This window comes from Brevundimonas sp., assembly GCF_029946145.1.
In the GTDB taxonomy this organism is placed as follows: domain Bacteria; phylum Pseudomonadota; class Alphaproteobacteria; order Caulobacterales; family Caulobacteraceae; genus Brevundimonas.
The window spans coordinates 123,314-144,449 of record NZ_JAQSDY010000026.1 but is presented as its reverse complement, the minus strand read 5'-3'; the positions used below and the strand labels follow the sequence as shown (position 1 = coordinate 144,449).

Sequence of the window (21,136 nt, the reverse complement as noted above, 5' to 3'; positions counted from 1 at the left end):
GATTGTTTATCCCCAACCGTTCCACAACGCATGGTTATCGTGACGAGTCCCCCGGGGCAAGTGGTTGGCGCGGGCCGGGGAATGCCGCTATGCAGGACCGACGTTCGGAGTGCGCGTTTTGACCGCCGTGACCTTCAATCCCCGCTCGCAGAGAAAGCCGAAGGGCGAGGGCCATGCGCGCCGCGCGGAAATCCTCGCAGCGGCCGAGCGGATATTCGTCGAGCACGGCTATGAGGGGGCCACCATCCGCAAGATCGCGGATGAAGTCGGCCTCTCATCGACCGCGCTCTACATGCATTTCTCGGAGAAGAGCGAGATCCTGCACGAGATCTGCAGCCGGGCCTTCTCCTCGCTGCTGGAGGCCAACGAGGCCGTGAGCGGCCATCCCGACGAGCCGGAGGCCCGCCTGCGGCGGATGTTGCGGGCCTATATGGACTTTGGCTTCGCCAACCCCAACGCCTACCGTCTGGCCTATATGACCCGTCCTATCGAACTGCGCGAAGGGGCCCAGTCAGCGGCGCGAGAATTGGGGCACGAACTGTTCCGGTCGTTCGAAAAGGCTGTCGAGGAAGTGGAGGCGGCCGGGCTGTTGCGTGGCGACGCACGGACCACGGCCCAGGCCTTGTGGGCCGGAGTCCATGGCGTGGTGTCGTTGATGATCACCAAGCCCTATTTCGACTGGGTGGACCGCGAGACGCTGGTCACGACGCTGCTGGACGGGTTGGTCGCGGGTCTGCTGAAGTCATGAGGTTTCGGGCCGCGGTTCTCGCCGGCGTGATCCTGGTCGCGCCGGGCGGCGCCGAGGCGCGTCCGCTGCGGGTCCTGTCGCTGGATCAGTGCGCTGATCAATATGCGCTGGCCCTCGCGCCTGACGCCGAACTGGCCCTGTCGCCCCGCGCCGATGACCCGGACGCCTGGATGAGAGAGGCGGCCGCCGGGCGCCGCCGGGTCCGGCCGACGCTGGAGGCGGCGATCGCCTTCCGGCCCGATGTGGTGGTCCGTTACTGGGGTGGAGAGCCCCGCCTTCTGGCGCGTTTGGAGGCGGACGGCGTCCGGGTCGTCGCCATTGACGATGCGACGGATTTCAACGGTATCCGCGCCGATATTCGGTCGGTATCGAACGGATTGGGCGTGGCCGATCGGGGCGAGGCCATGATCGCCCGCATGGACGCCGCCCTGCCATCGCGCCCCGGGGGCGCCGAGGCGGCGAGACCGCGGGCCCTGTATCTGACGGCCGGCGGGTTCACGGCCGGGAAGGGGACGCTGATCGACGCCATCCTCTCGGCCGCCGGCTTCGCCAACGCGGCCGAGCGGCCGTCCTTCGCGCCGGTCAGCATTGAACGGATGGTCCTGATGCCGCCGGCGCGATTCGTCCTCGGCTTCTTCGAGCAGGCCCGCGCGGACTGGCGGGGTGCGGGACGCCATCCGGTCCTGCGCCGTCTCGCGCGCGGACGGGTGGCCGCGAATCTGCCCGCGACGGCCCTGACCTGTCCCGCCTGGTTCGCCGCCGACGCCGCGGCGATGCTGAAGGCCGGGGCGTGAGGCCGTCGCGTCTGACCCTCGGCCTGGCGCTGCTGATCCTCGCGGCGGTCGTCGGGGCCGTCCTGCTGGGTGAAAGCGTGTTCGACAGCCGGCAGTGGACGCAGGCCTTCGCGGATCCCGCGTCCGGGCCGGGCGAGGTTCTGTGGCAGGTTCGTGCCCCGCGGGTGGTCACCGCCCTGATGGTCGGCGCCGCCCTGGGGCTGGCGGGCGCGGTCATGCAGGGGCTGCTGAGGAATCCACTGGCTGATCCCGGCGTGCTGGGCGTGTCGGCCGTCGCGGCCCTGGGAGCGGCCGCGGCGATCGTGCTGGGCGGGGCGGCGGTTCCAGGGGCGGTCGAGGTCTCGGCTCTCGTCGGGGCGGGACTGGCAGGCGCGCTGTTGATCCTGTTCTCGGCGCGGGTCCGCTCGCCCGAGGCGCTGATCCTGTTCGGCGTGGCGGTGTCGAGTTTCGCGGGCGCCGCCACGGCCCTGATCTTCAACCTGTCGCCGTCGCCGATCGCGACCGCCGAGGTGATGGGCTGGCTGCTGGGCTCGGTGCAGAACCGCAGCTGGATCGATGTGGCGTGGGTGACGCCATCCGTACTGGTTTCCGCCGTTCTGGCCGCCCTCGCCGCGCCGGGACTGCGAATGCTGAGCCTGGGAGAGGAGACGGCCCGGACCTCGGGCCTGCCGATGGCGCGGATGCGGCTGCTGGCCCTGCTGGCCGCCGCACTGGCGACGGGCGCGGCCGTGGCCGTGGCGGGGGTCATCGGTTTTGTCGGGCTGGCCGCGCCCCATCTGGTGCGGAGCGCCGTGCGCGGCGATCCGGGCCGGCTTCTGACGCCCTCGGCGCTGGCCGGCGGACTGATGCTTGTGATCGCCGACCTGCTGGCGCGCCTGACGCCGACGGATCAGGAGCTGAAGCTTGGCGTCTTCACCGCGCTTGTCGGCGCGCCCCTGTTCGCCTTGATCGCCTGGCGGGCGGCGCGGGAGTGGCGGCTGTGAGCACGCTGGCCCTGATCGACGCGACGGCCTCGCTGGGCGGCCGCATCGTGCTGGACGCGGTCGATCTGACGGTCGCCGCCGGAGAGATTGTCGCCGTGGTCGGGCCGAACGGCGCCGGCAAGTCGAGCGCCATCCGGGCCCTGGCCGGACTGCTGCCTCTGACCGGAGGTCGCGCCCGGCTGCAGGGCGAGGATGTGGCCGCCCTGTCGCCGGCGGGTCGGGCGGAGCGGGCAGCCTATCTGCCGCAGGAACGCCGTATCGCCTGGAACCTGCCGGCGATCGAGGTCGCCGCGCTGGGCGCGCCCTTCCTGCAGGCGACCGACGCCCGGGCGCGCGCGCGCGACGCGCTTGAGGAGGTCGAGGCCGGCCATCTCGCAGATCGCGGGGTGGCCGACATGTCCGGCGGCGAGCGCGCCCGGGTGCTGCTGGCCCGGGCCCTGGCGACCGGCGCGCGGGGCCTGCTCGTCGACGAGCCGATCGCCGGGCTGGATCCGGACGCCCAGCTGATGGTGCTGGAGCGCCTTCGCGCGCGCGCCCGGGGCGGGCAGGCGGTCCTGGTCAGCCTGCACGACCTGACCCTGGCGGCGCGGTTCGCCGATCGGGCTGTGGTGCTGGATCAGGCGAAGGTCGTCGCCGACGCCGCCCCGATGGAGGCGTTGTCACCTGGCGTCATGGCCCGCGTGTTCGGTCTGTCGGGTCGCTGGGTCACCGGCCCCGAAGGACCGCTGCTGGCGGCCGGTCGGCGTCAGTCAGCCGGATAGGGCGTCGCTGCCGTATCGGTCCCGGGTGCGTAGGCGGTGTAGGGAGCGGGCCCGGCGGGCGCGCCGCGTCTCAGGTCTTCCGAGAGCCGCAACGGCGCCGATCCGCCATTCAGCCGCGCGCGATAAACCTGCATGTTTTCCATGACTCGCATCATGTAGTTGCGGGTCTCGGTGAAGGGCGCGCACTCGATGAAGTCCACCGGATCGACGCTGCCGGCGCGCGGGTCGCCGCACCGGGCGATCCACTGCGGAGGCCTGGCCGGCCCGGCGTTGTAGCCGATCGTCGTCAGCAGCATGGATCCGCCGAAATTCCGGGTCAGGTCGCCGAGGTGATAGCTGCCCAGCGTCATGTTGAAGTCCGGATCCCACAGCCGGTCCTGCGAGAACGGCAGGCCCAGCTGTCGGGCCACGGCCGCGCCTGTCGATGGCAGGAACTGCATCATGCCGCGCGCATCGGCGCCGGAGCGGGCGCGGGGGTCGAAGCTGGATTCCTGACGCGTGATGGCGAGGGTGAACTCCAGCGGCGCGGCCCCGGCGACCGGGGGCGCAAGGCGGATGGGATACTGGCGCTCGGGCATCAGGAAGCCGCGCTGGCTGGCGGCGCGGCCAACCATCATGGCGGTGAAACCCTCGCCGTAGTTGCGCGACATGTCCATCAGCAGGGCCAGCTGAGATCCGCCCGGCAGGTCGTCGTCCAGCTGATAGGCGAAGACGCGGAACAGGCTGGTCTCGCCGGTCTCGCCCAGAATCCGCATGGCGCGGACGACTTCGTTGTCCTCGAACGCCGCGACATCGGCGCCGGACGGCGCGGGATCGCCGGGCAGGGTGATCGAGGTCATCCCCGCCTTCTCGGCCGCCAGCTGGCCGTAGAAGGTCTGGATGTGCCGTGACCCGGCCTGGTAATACTGGATCGCGGCGGGCGTCGCGCCTTGCGCCTCCGCGGCGCGGCCCAGCCAGTAGAGGGCGCGGCCCTGGGTGATCGGGGTCGAGGACGTCTGGCGCAGGGCCTCGAAATGGCGCGTCGCCTGCGCCGGGTCGTTCAGCTTCACCAACGCCACCCAGCCGGCGAAGAACTCGGCGTCGACCTTGCGGTCGCCCGACGGGAAGCCGTGGCCGGCCATGGCGTCATAGGCCGCCCGCCAATTGCGCTGCTGCAGGGCGTCGAGGAAATAGTTGCGGCGTTCGCTCCACAGGGTGTTCTGGCCCTCGGTGTGCGAGGGCGCGGCTGGCAGGGCGCGCAGAAGCGCGAAGCCCTCGGACTGGCGGCTCTGCGAGCGCAGGATGCGGACCCGTTCCAGCACGACGGCGGGATCCATCGCCTGCGACGGGCTGAGGCCGGCCACGACGGCGTCCGGGCTGTAGGCGGTCCGCAGCGCCATGGCGGCGTTGGCGACGGCCCTACGGTCGGACGATACGCGCGAGACCATGGCGCGCGTCGCCGGGCCATGGGGTCCCAGCAGCAGCATGTTCAGCCGCGCCTCGTCATCGGCCCGGGTCAGCCAGCGGCCCCACCGGTCCAGAATGCGCGTCTGGGCCGCGTCGTCGAACGACCGCGTCCGCCACCAGTCGGTGATCAGGGCGCGGGCCTCGTCCTGACGTCCGCGCTGCTCCAGGGCGTCGGCCAGGGCGATGGCGCCCTGGACGGTCGAGGGCGGGGCGGCGGAAAACAGGTTCATGACCGCATCCGCCCCCGGGGAGGCCAGATCCAGGGCGCGTTCGACGGCGACGCGGCGGCCTTCGGCCCGGGGCCAGCCGGCGAAACTGGTCTGGGCGACGGCCAGGTCGCTGTACGGCAGCTGCTCGGCTGAGGTGTCCAGCAGGGCCCATTCGACCAGCTTGCGCGCGGTCGGGTCGCCGATCTGCGCAGCCGCGTTGCGGGCGCCCATGACGTCGCGATTCCGGGCGGCGGCCAGTCCCTGGCGGAAGAGAGCCGTGTCCTGATCGTTCAGCGTGCGCGGCTGGTTGCTGACCGGGCCGGACGCAACGGCGCTGTAGGGGGTCTCCTGCGGCAGCAGGGACTCGGGCGCGGGAGCGAGAAGGGCCAGGGCGGCCGCGAGGCTGGCAGCGATCATTGCGTGTCCGAACTCCATGCGTCGCGGTTGCGGTCGGGCGACCGGCAACCTACCCTCCTGCGCTTGTCGCGGCGAACGTCGCCATTTCCACGCAGGACCATCTCTCTCAATGACCGCCCCCTTGTTCAAGGGCGTGATCACCGCCCTGATCACACCACTTCGTGACGGAAAGGTGGACGAAGCCGCCTTCACCCGGCTGCTGGAACGCCAGATCGCAGCCGGAATCCACGGCGTCGTGCCCATGGGCACGACGGGCGAGAGCGCGTCCCTGCATCTGGACGAGCACAAGCGTGTCGTCGAACTGTGTGTCCAGGTCGCCGCTGGCCGCATTCGCGTCATCGCCGGCGCGGGCTCGTCCGCGACGGACAAGGCCATTGATCTGGTCCGCCACGCCAAGACCGTCGGAGCCGACGGCGCCCTGGTCGTCACGCCCTACTATAACCGTCCCTCGCAGGAGGGGTTGGCCCTGCATTTCGAGGCCATCGCCGAGGCGGTCCAACTGCCGGTGCTGCTGTACAACGTGCCCGGCCGCACGGGTGTCGACCTGGCCAATGAGACCGTGGCGCGGCTGGCGAAGCATCCGGACATCGTCGGCATAAAGGACGCGACGGGCGACCTGGCCCGGGTCAGCTGGATGCGGGCCAACATCCGCGACCAGCAGTTCGACCTGATCTCGGGCGACGACCCCAGCTACCTCGGCTATCAGGCCCACGGAGGGGTCGGAGTGATCTCGGTGACCTCCAACGTCGCCCCTGAGGCCATGGTGGCGCTGCACGAGGCCGCCGCCTCCGGCGACTACGCCACGGCCCGCGACTGGCAGGACCGGCTGATCGGCCTGCACAAGGGCCTGTTCCTCGACAACTCTCCGTCGCCCACGAAATACGCCCTGTCGCGGCTTCAGCTTTGCAGCGAGGAGGTGCGCCTGCCCCTGGCTCCCACCTCCGATTCGGTCAAGCCGGCCATCGACCGCGCCATGTCGGAGGCGGGCGTCGGCTGATGGCGTCCACGGCTCCCAAGATGAAGATCATCGCCGAGAACCGGCGGGCGAAATTCGATTATTTCCTCGAGGACTATATCGAGGCCGGCATCATGCTGCTGGGCACCGAGATCAAGGCGCTGCGCGACGGCCGGGCCAATATCGCCGAGAGCTATGCGGCGGTGGAGGGGCGCGAGATCGTGCTCGTGAACGCCGACATCCCGCCCTACAAACAGGCCAACCGCTTCAACCACGAGCCGCGCCGGCACCGGAAGCTGCTGCTGCACCGCAAGCAGATCGACAAGCTGATCGGCGCGGTCCAGCGCGACGGTCAGACCATCATTCCGGTCAAGCTGTACCTGAACGAGGCGGGCAAGGCGAAGATCGAGATCGCCCTGGCCAAGGGCAAGAAGCTGCATGACAAGCGCGAGGCCACGGCCCAGCGCGACTGGCAGCGCGACAAGGCCCGGCTGATGAAGGACCGGGGCTGACAGGCCGCCCGGGATCAGGACCGGATCAGGCCTGGGGCAGCGCCATGTCCATCACGGGCTGGGCGTCCAGCACGCCGGGAGTCGAGGCGGTCGTATAGGCGTCGACGCCGCCGGGACCGACCGACGGCTGACTGTATTGCTGGGTCATCAGCCCCATCGCAGCTAGCAGGGCCGCCATCAGCAGGGCCCACATCGCCGTCTTCCGTTCTTGGGGCGTGAACGCCCCGTTCGACCTACGCATCACAGCCTCCAAAGCTGTTCGATCAACGCAAGCTGGGCAGCACTGTTCCTGGGAACGAGGCTACACCCGGAGGCCAGTGATTCGCGTGGCAGGAGAGCCACAGTCAGGACCGGTGACGGTCGGCGATGAGGCGCCTTTACTCCGCTGCGGCGTCCTCGGCCGCCGCCAGATCTCCGTGGACGCGCAGGATCGAACTGACGATCTCGGTTCGTTGGCTGGCGTGGTTCAGGCGGGTGCGCACCGTGTCGTAGAGGCCCAGTAGATAGGCCCTGTCCCAATTCGTCAGGCCGTCGGCCTGCCCGGGGTCATCGAAGACGTTGAGCACCGAGACATAGCCCGAGGTGTCGGCCTCCGGGTTGATCTGGGCCAGCGAGATGAAGGCGATGTAGTCGGCCAGTTGTTCCAGCGATACGCCGTTCAGACGGTCGACATCGACGATGACGAACGACCGCATGGTGTCGTCGACGATCTGGGTGCTCAGCCGCGAGGCGGCGAAGACGGAGATGTTGGGCGCATATTGAAGCGCCGACATTTCGCCGGTCCCGTCTCCGCTGATATAGCCGGGTATGCGGACTGCGATGTCTCCGGTCTCGCTGTCGATCGGAACGCTGACATTCCACCAACGCACGGGACGGTCGGTGGACTCGAATTTGCGCAGGGCGTTGCGTCCCAGATCCATGCCGGCGCCGCCAACCCGGAACAACCGCGGGCGATTGGCCACGAAGTCGCGGGTGAAATTGTTGGCGTCCGTGGTCGCGATCACGAGGATTCGCGGGTCGCAGCCGGGTGCGCCTGGCTTGAGTCCCAGGTCCTCCGCAATCGTCGACACGCGGTCCACGATGTACTGCGCCGTCTCGGCTTTCAGATTGGCGACGCCGACGCAGACTCCGTCCCGCCAGCGCGCCAGACCGCGGCCTCGCGCCGGAATGGCCACCTCGGAGACGAAATCGCTGGTCAGATCATCGAGCCGCCGGCCTTCGACAACGACGTCCTCGAGAGCGACCGGACCGGCTCCCGCCGGCTCCTGAATCTGCATGTCGGCGGTGAGGCCGGGATCGGGCGATGCCGCCAACAGGGACACCGCGAGCGCGACTGCGAGCATGACCGGACCTCCAGGGACCCCAGGACAATAGTCGAGGATTGCACGAACAGCGGTCTCCATCAACCAAGGGTAGACAGGCGCTCAGACCTCGGCGAGATCGATCAGTTCACGGGCCCGCCGGAACACCGCCTCGAACATCGCGGGAGTCAGCCGGCCGGTGTTCGTGTTGAGCCGCGAGCAGTGATAGCTGTTCAGGATCACATAGCCGCCCAGCGTCGCCTCGACGCCGTGCCCCGGGGGCGCCGCCGTGCCCTTCAGGCCGAGCGCCTTCAGCACGTTGCGTCGCGAGACGTCACCCAGGGTGACGATGACCTTCAGTCGGGGCAGGGCGGCGAGGCGCGCCGTCAGGAACGGCCGGCACGTCGCCTCCTCGACGGGCAGGGGCTTGTTGCCGGGCGGAGCGCAGCGCACCGCATTGGTGATCATACAGTCCACCAGCCGCAGGGTGTCGTCGGGCCGCGCCTCGTACACCCCGGTGGCGAAGCCCGTCCTGATCAGCGTCTCGTAGAGAATCCAGCCCGCGCCGTCCCCGGTGAAGGGCCGGCCCGTGCGGTTGGCCCCGGTGCGCCCCGGGGCCAATCCGGCGACCAGCAGACGCGCGTTGGGGTCGCCGAACGAGGGGGCAGGGCCGTTGAACCAGTCGGGATTCCGGCCCTGGTTCTCGCGCCGGTACTCGACCAGACGCGGACACAGGGGGCAGTCGCGGGGCGGCTCGGGATTCAGGCTCATTCGCGGTGATCCGTCTCGAACACCCGGCTGGTCGGCTGCGCAGCCGCCGCGCGCGGACGGCCGATGTCCGGCAACAGGTCGCTCAGCTCGACGAAGGCGTCGGCCTGACGCCTGAGTTCATCGGCGATCTGCGGCGGCTGGGTTTTCGTGGTCGAGACGACCGTGACCCGGACGCCCTTGGCCTGCACGGCCTGCACCAGACGACGGAAGTCGCCGTCGCCGGAAAACAGGATTGCGTGATCGATGTGCGGGGCGAACTCCAGCATGTCGACGGCGATCTCGATGTCCATATTGCCCTTGGTCCGGGTATGGCCCTGGGCGTCGGTGAACCGCTTGACCGGCTTGGTCACCACTGTGAAGCCGTTGTAGTCCAGCCAGTCGACCAGCGGCTTGATCGGCGAGAACTCTTCGCCCTCGATCACCGCCGTGTAATAATACGCCCGAACCAGAACGGCTTGGCTGCGATACATCTCGACCAGCTTCCTGAAGTCGAGATCGGCGTTCAGCGCCTTGGCCGCGGAATACAGATTGGCCCCGTCGATGAACAGGGCGATGCGCTCGGTCGGATAAGGCGTCATGGAAAAGGACTCCGGCGAAATAGAGGTCCGCGCCTCCGTCGAAATAGACGGCGCGCTCGATCTGGACTCGGCTGTCATCGTCGCGCTGGGCTGCAATGACAAGGGGGCCTGGGCCGACTGCCGCGAGGCGCTGGAGGCGGCGTTGGCGCGGTTCCGCTCGGAAGGAATCGACGTCGTCGCCCGTTCGTCGTGGTGGCGATCGGCGGCCTGGCCCGATCCGGGCGATCCGCCGTTCCTCAACGGCGTGGTGATCGTGCGCACCGAACATGAACCTCATGCGCTCATGGCGGCGCTGGGCCGGATCGAGGAGGTGTTCGGCCGCCAGCGCGGCGCCGCCAACGCGCCGAGGACCCTGGATCTGGACCTGATCGCCTATGGCCGGCTGACGAGCGAGCTTGACGGGCTGGTCGTTCCCCACCCGCGTGCGGCGGTCCGCCGCTTCGTCATGGGCCCCCTGGCCGAGATCGCGCCGGCGTGGCGGCACCCCGCCGGCGGGACCGCCGCGAGTCTGGCGGCGTCGGCGTCCGTCGGAATCGACGCCGCTCCCCAGCGCTGACGCCTCATTCTCGCCCATGCGGCGTTGCACAATTCGGGCTAACCCTATAGTTTGTGCGGTTCTCCCCCGCGCCCGAGGATATTCATGGCCCGCGTCACTGTCGAAGACTGCATCGAGAAGGTGCCGAACCGGTTCGGCCTGGTTCTGCTGGCGGGCAACCGCGCCCGCGCCATCGCCAACGGCGCGCCGCTGACCCTCGATCGGGACAACGACAAGAACCCCGTCGTGGCCCTGCGCGAACTGGCCGATTCGACCGTCGCGCCCGAGGAACTGCGCGAGACGGTCATCGTCGCCCTGCAACGCGTCGATGAGCGCACCGAAGCCGAGGACGAGGCCGAAATCGTGGGCCTGCTGGCTGAACCCCAGCACATGAACATGGCCGAGGCCGAGCTGATCCGCGCGCTGCAAAGCGACCGCGACGGCGGCCAGGAGGAACGCTACTGACGGCGGAACCCGCCAACGGTATCACCATCCTGCCGGCGCGGCAGCCCGCGCCGGCGCCCGAACCCGCCAATCTGAACGACCCTGGTGGTCCGCGTCCTCACGTGGACCCCACCGACCACCCGCGCTCGAAGGTCCTGCGCCAGTTCGAGCTGGTCGAGGCGGTCCGCGCCTACGATCCAACCGCGGACGAGGCGCTGCTGAACCGCGCCTATGTCTATGCGATGAAGATGCACGGCTCGCAGCTGCGGGCCTCGGGCGATCCCTATTTCGCCCATCCGATCCAGGTCGCGGGCATCCTGACCGACTATCGGCTCGACACCGCCACCATCGTCACCGCCCTCCTGCATGACGTGGTCGAGGACACCTCGGCGACCCGCGACGACATCGCCCAGCGATTCGGCGAGGAAGTCGCCTCACTGGTCGAGGGCGTGACCAAGCTGTCGCGGCTGGAGCTTCAGGCCGAACACACGCGCCAGGCCGAGAACCTGCGCAAATTCATCCTCGCCATCTCCAAGGACGTCCGCGTCCTGCTGGTGAAGCTGGCCGACCGTCTGCACAACATGCGGACGCTGAAGCACGTCAAACCAGAGAAGCGCGAACGCATCAGCCGCGAGACCCTGGAAGTCTACGCCCCGCTGGGCCGTTCGATCGGCATCCATTCGATCGCCTCCGAACTGGAGGAGCTGGCGTTCGAACACCTGAACCCCACCGCCCGCACCGCCATCGAGCGCCGCCTGGAGGCGCTGAAGCTGGAACATGGACGCGCCATCGACGGCGTATCCCGCGAGGTCGAGCGGGTGCTGTCGGAAGCCGGGGTCAAGGCCCAGGTCTTCGGCCGCCAGAAGACGCCCTATTCGATCTGGCGCAAGCTGCAGCGCAAGTCGGTCGGCTTCTCGTCGCTGTCGGATATCTACGGCTTCCGCGTCCTGGTCGAGGCCGAGGATGACTGCTACCGCGCCCTGGGCGTCATACACCGGGCCTGGCCCGTGGTGCCCGAGCGGTTCAAGGACTTCATCTCGACACCGAAGTCGAACAATTACCGGTCGTTGCACACGACTGTTGTCGGCCCGTCCGGCCTTCGCATCGAGATGCAGATCCGCACCGAGGCCATGGACCGCGTCGCCGAGGACGGGGTGGCGGCGCACTGGGCCTACAAGAACAAGTCCTATGGCTTCGACAAGGAGGCCATGGAGAAGGACGGCGGCCGCGACCCCCTGCAGAACCTGCGCCATCTCGTGCAGGTCATCGAGCATGGCGAGGGCGGCGAGGACTGGGTCGAGCACGCCAAGCTGGAAATGTACCTCGACCAGGTCTTCGTCTTCACGCCGAAGGGGTCGCTGATCACCCTGCCGCGCGGCGGCATGCCCCTGGACTTCGCCTACGCCGTGCACACCGAGGTCGGCGACACGGCCGTCGGGGCCAAGATCAACGGCGAACTGAAGCCGATGCGCACCCAGTTGCAGAACGGCGACGTGATCGAGATCGTGCGTGGCTCAAAACGCGAAATCCCGGTCGACTGGCGCTCCCTGACCATCACGGGCCGCGCTCGTTCCGCCATTCGACGCCACATCCGCACCTCCGAACGGGGCGAGTTCCAGAAGCTCGGCCGGGCGACGCTGGACCAGACCCTGTCCCGCGCCGGCAAGGCCTTGGCGGAGGTGTCGCTGAAGGCGATGCTGGAGACGTTGTCCTTCGCTTCGGAAGACGATCTGTTCGAGGCCATCGGCCGCGGTCGTCTGTCCGCGGCCAAGGTCGGCGAGACCCTGTTCCCGGCGCTGAAAGGCCGGCTGAAGGCTGGACCGGACCGCAGGCGCATCGGCGATGAACACGCGCGCCTCTTCGTGCGCGGCGGCGGACTGACGCCGGGCGTCAGCGTTCATTTCGGACATTGCTGCTCGCCCGTGCCCGGCGACCGCATCGTCGGCATCCTCGAACCTGAGGCCGGCCTGACGGTCCACACCATCGATTGCCAGCGCCTGGCCGACTACGCTGACGACGATTCCGTCTGGCAGGACCTGCAATGGACGCCCCAGGCCGAGCAGGGGGCCGTCGCCTCTGCCCGCATCCGCGCCACCATCAAGAACGCGCCCGGCGTCCTCGGCCAGGTCGCCACCATCATCGGCGAGGCCGGCGGCAACATCCTGAACCTGGTCATGAGCCACCGGCAGCAGGATTTCTTCGACGTCGACATCGACATGGAGGTCGAGGACGCCAAACACGCCACCGCCATTATGGCCGCCCTGCGAACCAATCCGTCGGTCGATACGGTCGAGCGGGCGCGGGGCTAGGCTCTTGCGGCGACGGTTGGGCCCGCTATGACAGCCGCCATGACCTCAGACGACGTACTCGACGAATTCCGCGGCGCCGGCGCCCTGCGCGAAGGCCATTTCGTGCTGTCCTCCGGCCTGCACAGCCCCGTCTTCCTGCAGAAGAACCTCGTCTTCATGGACGCCGAACGCTGCGCCCGCCTGTGCAAGGCGCTGGCGGAGAAGATCACGGCGGCCGTGGGCCCCGTGGACGTGGCGATTTCCCCCGCCGTCGGCGGCATCATCCCGGGCTATGAGACCGCACGCTGGTTGGGCGTGCCGTCCATGTACGTCGAGCGCGAGGGCGGCGAATTCAAACTGCGCCGCGGCTTCCATGTCGAACCCGGCCAGAAGGTCGTCATGGTCGAGGACATCGTCACCACGGGCCTGAGCTCGCGCGAATGCGTCGCGGCCATCAAGGCGGCCGGCGGCGACGTCGTCGCGGCGGCCTGCATCGTCGATCGTTCGGGCGGACGCGCCGACGTCGGCGTGCCGCTGGTCGCCCTGGCGACGCTGGATGTGCCCGCATACCCCGCCGACGCCCTGCCGCCTGAACTCGCCGTCCTGCCGGTCGAGGATCCCGGCAGCCGGCGGCTGGCGAAGTAGGGAGCGCGACGGATGGCTGGACGGGTCCGCCTCGGCGTCAATATCGACCACGTCGCCACGGTGCGGAACGCCCGCGGCGGCGTCCATCCCGATCCGGTGCGGGCGGCGCGCGAGGCCCTGGCCGCCGGCGCGGACGGCATCACCGCCCATCTGCGCGAGGATCGCCGCCACATCACCGATACCGATATCGCCGCGCTCAGCGAGCTGTGCGCCGAAGCCGGGCGGCCGTTGAACCTCGAGATGGCCGTCACCGACGAGATGCTGGCCATCGCCCTGCGCCATCGCCCGCACGCCGCCTGCCTGGTGCCCGAACGGCGCGAGGAGGTGACGACCGAGGGCGGGCTGGCGGTCGCGGGTCACGAAGTCCGCATCCAACCCGTCGTGAAAGCTCTGGCCGACGCCGGCATCCGGGTGTCGCTGTTCATCGAACCCAGCCTCGAACAGGTCCAGGCCGCCCACGCCGTCGGCGCCCAGGTCGTGGAGCTGCACACCGGCCGCTACTGCCATCTGTCCGGCGACGACCGCGCTGTGGAGTTCGAACGGCTTCAGGCCGCCGCCACGCGCGCCTTCAACCTGGGCCTCGAGGTCCACGCGGGTCACGGCCTGGACTATGTCACCGCCGCCCACATGCTGGCCATTTCCGAACTGCGCGAGCTCAATATCGGCCATTTCCTGATCGGCGATGCGGTGTTCACGGGCCTGACGCCCGCCATCCACCGCATGCGCCTGGCCATGGACAGCGCCGGATCGGGGGCCGCGTGATCATCGGCGTTGGCGCGGATCTGTGCGACATCCGCCGCATCCAGTCGTCACTTGACCGCTTCGGCGACCGTTTCAAACAGCGCTGCTTTACTGAGCTGGAGCAGGCCCGTTCCGACCGCAAGCCCGACCCCGCCTGGAGTTACGCCAAGCGGTTCGCGGCCAAGGAGGCCTGCGCCAAGGCCCTCGGCACAGGCATGCGGACCGATGTCTATTGGCGCGACATGGGGGTGGTGAACCAACGCTCGGGACAGCCGACCCTGGCCCTGACCGGTCATGCGGCTGAACACCTGTCAAGGCTGACACCGCCCGGTCACGAACCGCGGTTACATCTGACGCTCAGCGACGAGCATCCGTACGCACTCGCCTTCGTGGTGATCGAAGCCTTGCCGATGGCTTGATCACGTTATACCGATTTCGCCGCAATGACCGCGGAACAGCGGCTGGGGACCGAACCGAGATGAGCGACGAGCACAAGCCGCACGACGACCACGGCCACGCGGGTCATGACGACCACGCCGCCCATCCCGTGGCGGACGCCCATGGTCACGGCCATGATGACCCTGCCGCTCCGGCGGATCACGCCCATGGCGATCACGGTCACGAGGCGCACGGGCACGGGGCGCACGGGCACGAGGATCACGCGCCTGCCGCCCACGGTCATGATGACCATGCGGCCACGGAGGCTCACGGCCACGGTCACGACGATCCCGGCCATGCCGACCATGGCCACGACGACCCCGGCCATGCCGACCATGGCCACGACGACCCCGGCCATGCCGACCATGGCCACGACGACCATGGCCATGACGACCATGCCGCCCATCCGGCCGCCGAGGCCCATGGCCACGACGCGCACGGTCATGATGACCACGCCCATGGCCACGACGATCATGCTGCCGCCGCCCACGTCGACGACCATGCCCATGACAGCCATGCCGCGCCCGTCGCCGCAGCCGCTGGCGGGGCGGCCGTCGCGGCCGCTGCGGCCCCCAAGCCGGTCTGGAGCGACGCCGGGGACGCGCCGTTCGAGGACGTCGACAGCACCCCCGTCTACGCCCGCGGCAAGGGCGGCAAGAAGAAGTCCGGCGGCGGATCCAGCGGAGAGGGCTTCGAGTTCGTCAAGACGATCTTCTTCGCCCTGCTGATCGCCTTCGTCCTGCGCGTGATCCTGTTCCAGCCCTTCACCATTCCGTCGGCCTCGATGGAACCCAACCTCTACGAGGGCGACTACATCGTCGTCTCCAAATGGAGCTACGGCTATTCGAAACACTCGATCCCGTTCAGCCCGCCGATCTTCGACGGTCGTATCCTCGCCCAGGCGCCGGAACGCGGCGACGTGGTGGTGTTCAAACTGCCGCGCGACAACAAGACAGACTACATCAAACGCCTGATCGGCCTGCCGGGCGACCGGATCCAGATGATCAACAACGTTCTGCAGATCAACGGCCAGCCCGTGCGCGACGTCGTGGTCAGCGGCGCCGACGTGACCAATATGTACGGCATGCCGATCGTGCGGATGCGCGAGACCCTGCCGGAAGGCAAGACGATCACCATCCAGGACTTCGGACCCGGCAATGACCTGGACGACACCCCGGTGTTCGAGGTTCCGGCCGGCCACTACTTCATGATGGGCGACAATCGCGACAACTCGATCGACAGCCGCGTCGAACAGTCCCAGGGCGTCGGCCTGGTGCCGGAAGAGAACCTGATCGGCAAGGCCGAGATCATCCTGTTCTCCTGGTCGCCGGGCGCCTCGCTGTGGAACCCGATCAGCTGGTTCCAGAAGATCCGTCCGAGCCGGTTCTTCACCGTCCTCGACTGATGGCTGCCAGGTCCTCGGACCGACGGGCCGAGGCTGTCCGGGCGCTGACACGCCGACTCGGACACGACTTCAGGGATCCGGCCCTGCTGGATCTCGCCCTCACCCACGCCAGCGTGGGGGAGGGGGCGGAACGGGACGCCCGCGGTCGGCTGTTCGCCGACAACCAGAGGCTCGAATTCCTGGGCGACCGGGTGCTGGGCCTGCTGGTCGCCGACCGTCTGATGCGCGACTATCCCGACGCCGACGAGGGCGAGATGTCCTCACGCCTCCACGCCCTCGTCGACAAGTCCGCCTGCGCCCGCGTGGCCGAGGCCGTCGGAGTTGGCGACGCCATGCGCCTGTCGCCGGGCGAGGCCAAGCAGGGCGGCCGCCGGCGCGAGGGCGTTCTGGGCGACGCCATGGAGGCGATCCTCGCCGCGGCCTGGTTCGACGGCGGCATCGACGCCGCCCGCGCCGTGTTCGACCGGACGTGGGCTGACGAACTGTCGGCTCCGCCGCGCAAATCCCTGACCAATCCGAAATCGGCCCTGCAGGAGTGGGCCCTGGCCCACGCAAAGCCTTTGCCCGTCTACCGTATCGTCGAACGCAAGGGCTCGGATCACGCCCCGACCTTCACCGTCGAAGTCAGCGTGACAGGATATCCGCCCTTGACCGCGCAAGGCCGTTCGCGTCAGGACGCGGAGAAAGCGGCCGCCATCGGCCTGCTGCAGCGTGAAGGCGTGATTTGACCAACCCTGAAAACCAGAGCGCCGGCTTCGCCGCCATCATCGGCGCCCCGAACGCCGGGAAGTCCACTCTGGTCAATCGTCTGACGGGAACCAAGGTCTCGATCGTCACCCAGAAGGTCCAGACCACGCGCTTTCCCGTGCGCGGCATCGCCATCGAGGGCGACGCCCAGATCGTGCTGGTCGACACCCCCGGCATCTTCACCCCCCGCCGACGTCTGGACCGGGCCATGGTCGCCTCGGCCTGGGGCGGCGCCTCGGACGCCGACGTGGTCGTCCACCTGATCGACGCCGCCTCGCATATCGCTTCCGAAGGCAAGGAAGGCCAGGCCGCCGACCGCCGCTCGGCCGAGGACACCGAGACCATCATCGCCAATCTCAAGGCGACGGGGACCAAGGTCATCCTGGCCCTGAACAAGATCGACGGCATGCGCCGCGACACCCTGCTGGCCCTTTCGCAGGCCATGTTCGAAACCGGCGTCTATTCCGAGGTCTATATGATCTCGGCGCTCAGCGGCGACGGCGTCGACGACCTGAAGCAGCGCCTGGCCCGCGCCATGCCCAAGGGGCCCTGGCTCTATCCGGAAGACCAGTCGGCCGACGTGCCGATGCGCGTTCTGGCCGCCGAGATCACCCGCGAGAAGGTCTATCTGCGCGTCCACGAGGAACTGCCCTATTCGGCGGCCGTCGAGACCACCGCGTTCGAGGACAAGGCCGACGGCTCGGCCCGGATCGAACAGACCATCTATGTCGAGCGCGAGAGCCAGCGGCCCATCGTGCTGGGCAAGGGCGGCCAGACGCTGAAATGGATCGGCCAGAAGTCGCGTGAGGAGCTGACCGAGCTGCTCGACCGTCCCGTCCACCTGTTCCTGACGGTCAAGGTCGACCCGAAATGGCAGGATTCCCGCGCCCTTTACGCCCAGTTCGGGCTGGATTTCGACGTCTAGTACAAGTGTTCAACGTACCCAGAAACGCCGGGGGGCATCCCCGGCTTGTGATCGTCGTTCTGGCTGTCCTGCTGCTCGTGGCGGCGGCGCTCGTCGCCTGGGCCAGTGTCCGGCCTGAAGCCGTCTCACCCGCCTCCAGGCCCCTGCCGCCGCGACCGCCGGTCGAGGTGGTCGAGACCCTGCCGGCCCTGAAGGCCCAGCTTGATCGCTGGGGCGGCTCGGGCCAGTTCACCGGCGGCGTTCTGGTCGCGCGCGGCGATCAGGTCCTGTACCGGCAGGTCCACGGTTTCGCCGACCGCAGCCAGGGCGCGCCGCTGCAACTGAACTCGCGTTTCCGCCTCGCCTCGATCAGCAAACAGTTCACCGCCGCCGCTATCCTGAGGCTGCAGGACGAGAGCGTGCTGTCGACCCATGATCCCCTGTGCAAATGGATCCAGCCGTGTCCGGCGGCGTGGGAGCCGATCCGCCTCAACCATCTGCTGTCGCACAGTTCGGGCGTGCCTGACCTGATGGCCCGCCCCGCCTGGGGCATTCGCCGCGTCACGCCCGCGACACCGGAGGAATTGACTGAAGAGTCAAAACAATACGGCCTCCAGTTCTCTCCCGGAACCAAGGTTCGCTACAACAATGCCGGTTACAACCTGCTCGGAGCCGTGGTCGAAAAGGCCTCGGGCATGCCGCTCCACGACTATCTGCAGCAGGCCTTCTTCAAGCCGCTGGGCATGGCTGACACCGGCTACGACGACGGCCTGTCGGACGTGGTCATGGGCTACGCCAACCTTGGTGGCGGCGGTCCGTCGCCCCAGCCGGACGCCAATGTCAGCATCATCTTCGCCGCCGGCGCCCTGTATTCGACGCTGGACGACCTGCTGGTCTGGGAGCGGGCCCTGCATCGCGGCCAGCTGCTGACCCCTCGCAGCTACGCCATGATGATCGCCGACCACGCGCCTGAGAGCGCGCCGCCCGAACGGGGCCGTCAGCGTCGCGACTGGGGCTTCGGGGTCTTCGTCAACAGCATCGGCCAGCGCGTCTCGCCGCCCTTCCTGGACCGTCAGATTTTCCACACCGGCAGCTGGTCGGGCTTCCGCAATCTGATGACCTGGCAGCCGGACGAGGACGTCACGGTGATCGTGCTGTCCAATAATTTCCATCAGCGCGACGCGGTCTTCCTGCTGTCGCAGCAGGGAATGGCCGAGGCGCTGGGCCGCGACGTCCCCACCACGATGGCGCGCTGACCATCAGATCCGCATGGTGCCGGTGTCGATGAACCGCTGGTGCCATGACAGCGCCTCGGTCAGCAGGGTCGGCGACTGCAGGCCGTACGACCCCTTCAGCGCCCGGTCGTAATAGTCCTGTAGCCGGTCCCGGAAATCCGGGTGGGCGCAGTTGGCGATGATGACTTTCGCCCGTTGTTTCGGCGACAGGCCGCGCAGGTCGGCCAGGCCCTGTTCGGTGACGATGACCTGGACGTCCTGGGTGATGTGGTCGACGTGGCTGGCGTGCGGCACGATCGCGGAGATATTGCCGCCCTTGGCTGTCGACGGCGTCATGAACACCGAGATGAAGGCGTTGCGGGCGAAGTCGCCCGAGCCGCCGATGCCGTTCTGGATGCGCGAGCCCATGATGTGGGTCGAGTTGACGTTGCCGTAGATGTCCGCCTCGATCAGGCCGTTCATGGCGATGCAGCCCAGTCGGCGGATCAGCTCGGGGTGGTTCGACATCTCCTGCGGCCGCAGGATGATCCGGTCCCTGAACTCGGCCATCCGCGCGTTCAGGTCGGCCGCGGCTTCGGGGCTCAGCGAGAAGGCGGTGGCCGAGGCGACGCGCAGCCGGCCGCTGTCCAGCAGGTCCAGCATGCCATCCTGGATGACCTCGGTGTAGGCGGTCAGGTTCTCGAACGGGGCGTCGACCAGCCCGGTCAGGACCGCGTTGGCGATGTTGCCGACGCCGGACTGCAGCGGAAGCAACGAGGCGGGCAGGCGGCCCAGCTTGACCTCGTGCGACAGGAACTCCAGCAGGTGGCCGGCGATCGCCGTGGCGGCGGCGTCCGGCGGCGCGAACGGCGCGTTGCGGTCGGGGGCGTGGGTCTCCACCACGGCGACGACCTTGGACGGGTCGCAGCGGAACGTCGGCTGGCCGATGCGGTCATCGGTCCGGATCAGCGGGATCGGCACGCGGTCCGGCGGCAGGGCGGTGCCGTAGTAGATGTCGTGCATCCCCTCCAGCGCCTCGTTCTGCCACGAGTTGACCTCGAGGATGACCCGCTCGGCCCGGTCCAGCCACGTCTTGTTGTTGCCGACGGAGGAGGAGGGGATCAGCGATCCATCCTCCCGAATGCCCGACACCTCGATCACCGCCGTCTCCAGCGGCCCGAGGAAGCCCTGCCAGGCCATCGGCGCCACCTGGCTCAGGTGCATGTCGAGATATTCCATCTCGCCCTTGTTGATCTTTTCGCGGGCGATCGGATCGGAGTTGTAGGGCAGGCGGAATTCGATGCCGTCGGCCCTGGCCAGCGCCCCGTCGAGCTCTGGCCCCGTCGAGGCGCCGGTCCACACCTTGAGGCGGAACGGATTGCCCCTGACGTGCTCGGCCTCGATTCGCGCGGCCAGCGCGGGGGCGACCACCTTCGGATAGCCCGAACCGGTGAAGCCGCTCATGCCCACGGTGCTGTTGGGCGGGATCAGCGCGGCGGCGTCCTCCGCGCTCATGATCTTCGACTGCAGGGCGGCTGAGCGGATGCGGGAGGAGGCCATGGGTCCGGTCTAGGCGCCCTGACCCGCCATGGCCAGCCCGGTAGACTGCGTAGGCGGACCGTTGTCAGTCCTCGCTGGCCCAGCGCGCTCGTCGCATCAGTTCGGCTTCGCCGGGTGTGTCGGGGCCGAATGTCCCGGTGGGAACCTCGCCGGCGAGGCGGTACGTGCCGACGATGACACCCGTGCCCGTCGCCTTGCTGCTCACAAGCGTCCAGGCGTGCGGGCGCGACGCGTCATCGAACAGCCGCTTGCCGCGGCCCAGCACGACCGGGAAGGTCAGGACCGTCAGCTGGTCGATCAGGTCGTTCGCCAGCAGGGTGTGAATGACTTCGCTCGATCCCTGGATCAGCAGGTCGCGCCCCTTGGTGGCCTTCAGCGCCCGCACCGTCCCGGCCAGGTCGCCTTCCAGCCGGTGGCTGGGGGCCCAGTCCAGCGGCGTGTCGGGTCCGGCGGCGACGTACTTTCTGACGGCGTTGAAGGTGCGGCCTATCTCGTCGTCCTGGTGCGGCCAGTAGGCGGCGAAGATCTCATAGGTCCTGCGGCCCAGCAGCAGGTCGTAATCCTCGCCCATGGCGTCGCCCATCAGCTCGCCGAGGGCGTCATCCCAGAAGGGGGCCACCCAGCCGCCATGGGCGAAACCCCCGCGCGGATCCTCGGTGGGTCCGCCCGGGGCCTGCATGACGCCGTCCAGGCTGATGAAGGTGGCGGCTCTGATCCTGCGCATGGTCATGGCTCCTCGC

The 21,136-nt window shown here is 68.7% G+C and carries 22 protein-coding genes and 1 pseudogene; 16 read left to right on the top strand and 7 right to left on the bottom strand.

The window, feature by feature from the left end; translation table 11 throughout:
* Window positions 1–127 precede the first annotated feature (127 nt).
* Genes PSV23_RS12075 through PSV23_RS12060 form a run of 4 tightly spaced genes read left to right on the top strand, consistent with a single transcriptional unit; the run spans window position 128 to window position 3,286 of the window.
* Window positions 128–748, top strand: coding sequence for a TetR/AcrR family transcriptional regulator (locus tag PSV23_RS12075; RefSeq protein ID WP_366524242.1), 621 nt, complete (start codon window positions 128–130; stop codon window positions 746–748).
* Window positions 745–1,542, top strand: coding sequence for an ABC transporter substrate-binding protein (locus PSV23_RS12070; protein WP_300469264.1), 798 nt, complete (start codon window positions 745–747; stop codon window positions 1,540–1,542). Before PSV23_RS12075 ends, PSV23_RS12070 begins: the two co-directional genes overlap by 4 nt.
* Window positions 1,539–2,525, top strand: coding sequence for an iron ABC transporter permease (locus PSV23_RS12065; RefSeq protein ID WP_300469261.1), 987 nt, complete (start codon window positions 1,539–1,541; stop codon window positions 2,523–2,525). Before PSV23_RS12070 ends, PSV23_RS12065 begins: the two co-directional genes overlap by 4 nt.
* Entirely contained in the window at window positions 2,522–3,286 is a 765-nt protein-coding gene (locus PSV23_RS12060; RefSeq protein ID WP_370461059.1) for an ABC transporter ATP-binding protein, read from the top strand. The genes PSV23_RS12065 and PSV23_RS12060 overlap by 4 nt, the downstream gene beginning before the upstream one ends.
* On the opposite strand, the gene PSV23_RS12055 is transcribed toward PSV23_RS12060, so the two are convergent.
* The gene (locus PSV23_RS12055; protein WP_300469257.1) at window positions 3,271–5,358 is read right to left on the bottom strand and encodes a transglycosylase SLT domain-containing protein; all 2,088 of its coding nucleotides are present in this window, start codon (window positions 5,356–5,358) and stop codon (window positions 3,271–3,273) included. The genes PSV23_RS12060 and PSV23_RS12055 overlap by 16 nt on opposite strands.
* 109 nt (window positions 5,359–5,467) lie before the next feature.
* On the opposite strand from PSV23_RS12055, the gene dapA reads away from it, so the two are divergent.
* Window positions 5,468–6,355: a 4-hydroxy-tetrahydrodipicolinate synthase gene (gene dapA, locus PSV23_RS12050; protein WP_300469255.1), complete on the top strand. Its 888-nt coding sequence runs from the start codon at window positions 5,468–5,470 to the stop codon at window positions 6,353–6,355.
* A 20-nt stretch (window positions 6,356–6,375) separates the two neighbouring features.
* Window positions 6,376–6,825, top strand: a complete 450-nt coding sequence (gene smpB / locus PSV23_RS12045) for an SsrA-binding protein SmpB (RefSeq protein WP_292028137.1) — start codon at window positions 6,376–6,378, stop codon at window positions 6,823–6,825.
* A 25-nt stretch (window positions 6,826–6,850) separates the two neighbouring features.
* Here smpB and PSV23_RS12040 read toward each other — a convergent pair whose 3' ends face one another.
* The 4 genes from PSV23_RS12040 to PSV23_RS12025 form a co-directional block, all read right to left on the bottom strand.
* Entirely contained in the window at window positions 6,851–7,066 is a 216-nt protein-coding gene (locus PSV23_RS12040) for a hypothetical protein (protein ID WP_300469253.1), read from the bottom strand.
* Window positions 7,067–7,202: 136 nt separating this feature from the next.
* Window positions 7,203–8,168 (bottom strand): hypothetical protein, encoded by a 966-nt coding sequence (locus PSV23_RS12035; RefSeq protein WP_300469251.1) that lies wholly within the window; start codon window positions 8,166–8,168, stop codon window positions 7,203–7,205.
* 81 nt (window positions 8,169–8,249) lie between these two features.
* Window positions 8,250–8,897, bottom strand: a complete 648-nt coding sequence (locus PSV23_RS12030) for a uracil-DNA glycosylase (protein ID WP_300469249.1) — start codon at window positions 8,895–8,897, stop codon at window positions 8,250–8,252.
* Window positions 8,894–9,475 carry an NYN domain-containing protein gene (locus tag PSV23_RS12025; RefSeq protein ID WP_300469247.1) on the bottom strand — a complete coding sequence of 194 codons (582 nt, stop codon included), beginning with the start codon at window positions 9,473–9,475 and terminating at the stop codon, window positions 8,894–8,896. The genes PSV23_RS12030 and PSV23_RS12025 overlap by 4 nt, the downstream gene beginning before the upstream one ends.
* Between PSV23_RS12025 and folK the strand changes: the two genes are divergently transcribed.
* From folK to PSV23_RS11975, 10 genes and pseudogenes are all read left to right on the top strand, one after another.
* Window positions 9,474–10,031, top strand: a complete 558-nt coding sequence (folK, locus tag PSV23_RS12020) for a 2-amino-4-hydroxy-6-hydroxymethyldihydropteridine diphosphokinase (protein WP_300469245.1) — start codon at window positions 9,474–9,476, stop codon at window positions 10,029–10,031. The genes PSV23_RS12025 and folK overlap by 2 nt on opposite strands.
* Before the next feature lie 84 nt (window positions 10,032–10,115).
* A complete protein-coding gene (gene rpoZ, locus PSV23_RS12015; protein WP_292064166.1) occupies window positions 10,116–10,475 on the top strand; it encodes a DNA-directed RNA polymerase subunit omega in 360 nt (119 codons plus the stop codon).
* Window positions 10,476–10,576: 101 nt separating this feature from the next.
* Window positions 10,577–12,763, top strand: coding sequence for a bifunctional (p)ppGpp synthetase/guanosine-3',5'-bis(diphosphate) 3'-pyrophosphohydrolase (locus PSV23_RS12010; protein WP_300469242.1), 2,187 nt, complete (start codon window positions 10,577–10,579; stop codon window positions 12,761–12,763).
* Between the two features lie 39 nt (window positions 12,764–12,802).
* Window positions 12,803–13,387, top strand: coding sequence for an orotate phosphoribosyltransferase (gene pyrE, locus PSV23_RS12005; RefSeq protein WP_300469239.1), 585 nt, complete (start codon window positions 12,803–12,805; stop codon window positions 13,385–13,387).
* A 12-nt stretch (window positions 13,388–13,399) separates the two neighbouring features.
* Window positions 13,400–14,149 carry a pyridoxine 5'-phosphate synthase gene (locus PSV23_RS12000; protein WP_300469237.1) on the top strand — a complete coding sequence of 250 codons (750 nt, stop codon included), beginning with the start codon at window positions 13,400–13,402 and terminating at the stop codon, window positions 14,147–14,149.
* A complete protein-coding gene (gene acpS / locus PSV23_RS11995; RefSeq protein ID WP_300469236.1) occupies window positions 14,146–14,547 on the top strand; it encodes a holo-ACP synthase in 402 nt (133 codons plus the stop codon). Before PSV23_RS12000 ends, acpS begins: the two co-directional genes overlap by 4 nt.
* Window positions 14,548–15,239: 692 nt before the next feature.
* Window positions 15,240–15,971 (top strand): annotated as a pseudogene (gene lepB, locus PSV23_RS11990) (signal peptidase I); the annotation flags it as partial.
* Entirely contained in the window at window positions 15,971–16,699 is a 729-nt protein-coding gene (gene rnc / locus PSV23_RS11985; RefSeq protein WP_300469234.1) for a ribonuclease III, read from the top strand. The pseudogene lepB and the gene rnc, both read left to right, overlap by 1 nt.
* Window positions 16,696–17,643 (top strand): GTPase Era, encoded by a 948-nt coding sequence (gene era, locus PSV23_RS11980; protein WP_300469232.1) that lies wholly within the window; start codon window positions 16,696–16,698, stop codon window positions 17,641–17,643. The genes rnc and era overlap by 4 nt, the downstream gene beginning before the upstream one ends.
* A 47-nt stretch (window positions 17,644–17,690) precedes the next feature.
* Window positions 17,691–18,878 carry a serine hydrolase domain-containing protein gene (locus PSV23_RS11975; RefSeq protein WP_300469230.1) on the top strand — a complete coding sequence of 396 codons (1,188 nt, stop codon included), beginning with the start codon at window positions 17,691–17,693 and terminating at the stop codon, window positions 18,876–18,878.
* A 3-nt stretch (window positions 18,879–18,881) separates the two neighbouring features.
* Here PSV23_RS11975 and PSV23_RS11970 read toward each other — a convergent pair whose 3' ends face one another.
* Entirely contained in the window at window positions 18,882–20,396 is a 1,515-nt protein-coding gene (locus PSV23_RS11970; protein WP_300469227.1) for an acetyl-CoA hydrolase/transferase family protein, read from the bottom strand.
* A 64-nt stretch (window positions 20,397–20,460) separates the two neighbouring features.
* Window positions 20,461–21,120, bottom strand: coding sequence for a dihydrofolate reductase family protein (locus PSV23_RS11965; RefSeq protein WP_300469225.1), 660 nt, complete (start codon window positions 21,118–21,120; stop codon window positions 20,461–20,463).
* Window positions 21,121–21,136: the final 16 nt, after the last annotated feature.

Bases quoted from the DNA above. Each gene is read 5' to 3' on its own strand.
- pyrE (WP_300469239.1), top strand. From the start codon at position 12,803: ATGACCTCAGACGACGTACTCGACGAATTCCGCGGCGCCGGCGCCCTG.
- PSV23_RS12030 (WP_300469249.1), bottom strand. From the start codon at position 8,897: ATGAGCCTGAATCCCGAGCCGCCCCGCGACTGCCCCCTGTGTCCGCGT.
- rpoZ (WP_292064166.1), top strand. From the start codon at position 10,116: ATGGCCCGCGTCACTGTCGAAGACTGCATCGAGAAGGTGCCGAACCGG.
- PSV23_RS11965 (WP_300469225.1), bottom strand. From the start codon at position 21,120: ATGCGCAGGATCAGAGCCGCCACCTTCATCAGCCTGGACGGCGTCATG.
- PSV23_RS12025 (WP_300469247.1), bottom strand. From the start codon at position 9,475: ATGACGCCTTATCCGACCGAGCGCATCGCCCTGTTCATCGACGGGGCC.
- PSV23_RS12070 (WP_300469264.1), top strand. From the start codon at position 745: ATGAGGTTTCGGGCCGCGGTTCTCGCCGGCGTGATCCTGGTCGCGCCG.
- rnc (WP_300469234.1), top strand. From the start codon at position 15,971: ATGGCTGCCAGGTCCTCGGACCGACGGGCCGAGGCTGTCCGGGCGCTG.
- PSV23_RS12000 (WP_300469237.1), top strand. From the start codon at position 13,400: ATGGCTGGACGGGTCCGCCTCGGCGTCAATATCGACCACGTCGCCACG.
- smpB (WP_292028137.1), top strand. From the start codon at position 6,376: ATGAAGATCATCGCCGAGAACCGGCGGGCGAAATTCGATTATTTCCTC.
- dapA (WP_300469255.1), top strand. From the start codon at position 5,468: ATGACCGCCCCCTTGTTCAAGGGCGTGATCACCGCCCTGATCACACCA.
- PSV23_RS11970 (WP_300469227.1), bottom strand. From the start codon at position 20,396: ATGGCCTCCTCCCGCATCCGCTCAGCCGCCCTGCAGTCGAAGATCATG.
- PSV23_RS12040 (WP_300469253.1), bottom strand. From the start codon at position 7,066: ATGCGTAGGTCGAACGGGGCGTTCACGCCCCAAGAACGGAAGACGGCG.
- PSV23_RS12035 (WP_300469251.1), bottom strand. From the start codon at position 8,168: ATGCTCGCAGTCGCGCTCGCGGTGTCCCTGTTGGCGGCATCGCCCGAT.
- folK (WP_300469245.1), top strand. From the start codon at position 9,474: ATGGAAAAGGACTCCGGCGAAATAGAGGTCCGCGCCTCCGTCGAAATA.
- PSV23_RS12055 (WP_300469257.1), bottom strand. From the start codon at position 5,358: ATGATCGCTGCCAGCCTCGCGGCCGCCCTGGCCCTTCTCGCTCCCGCG.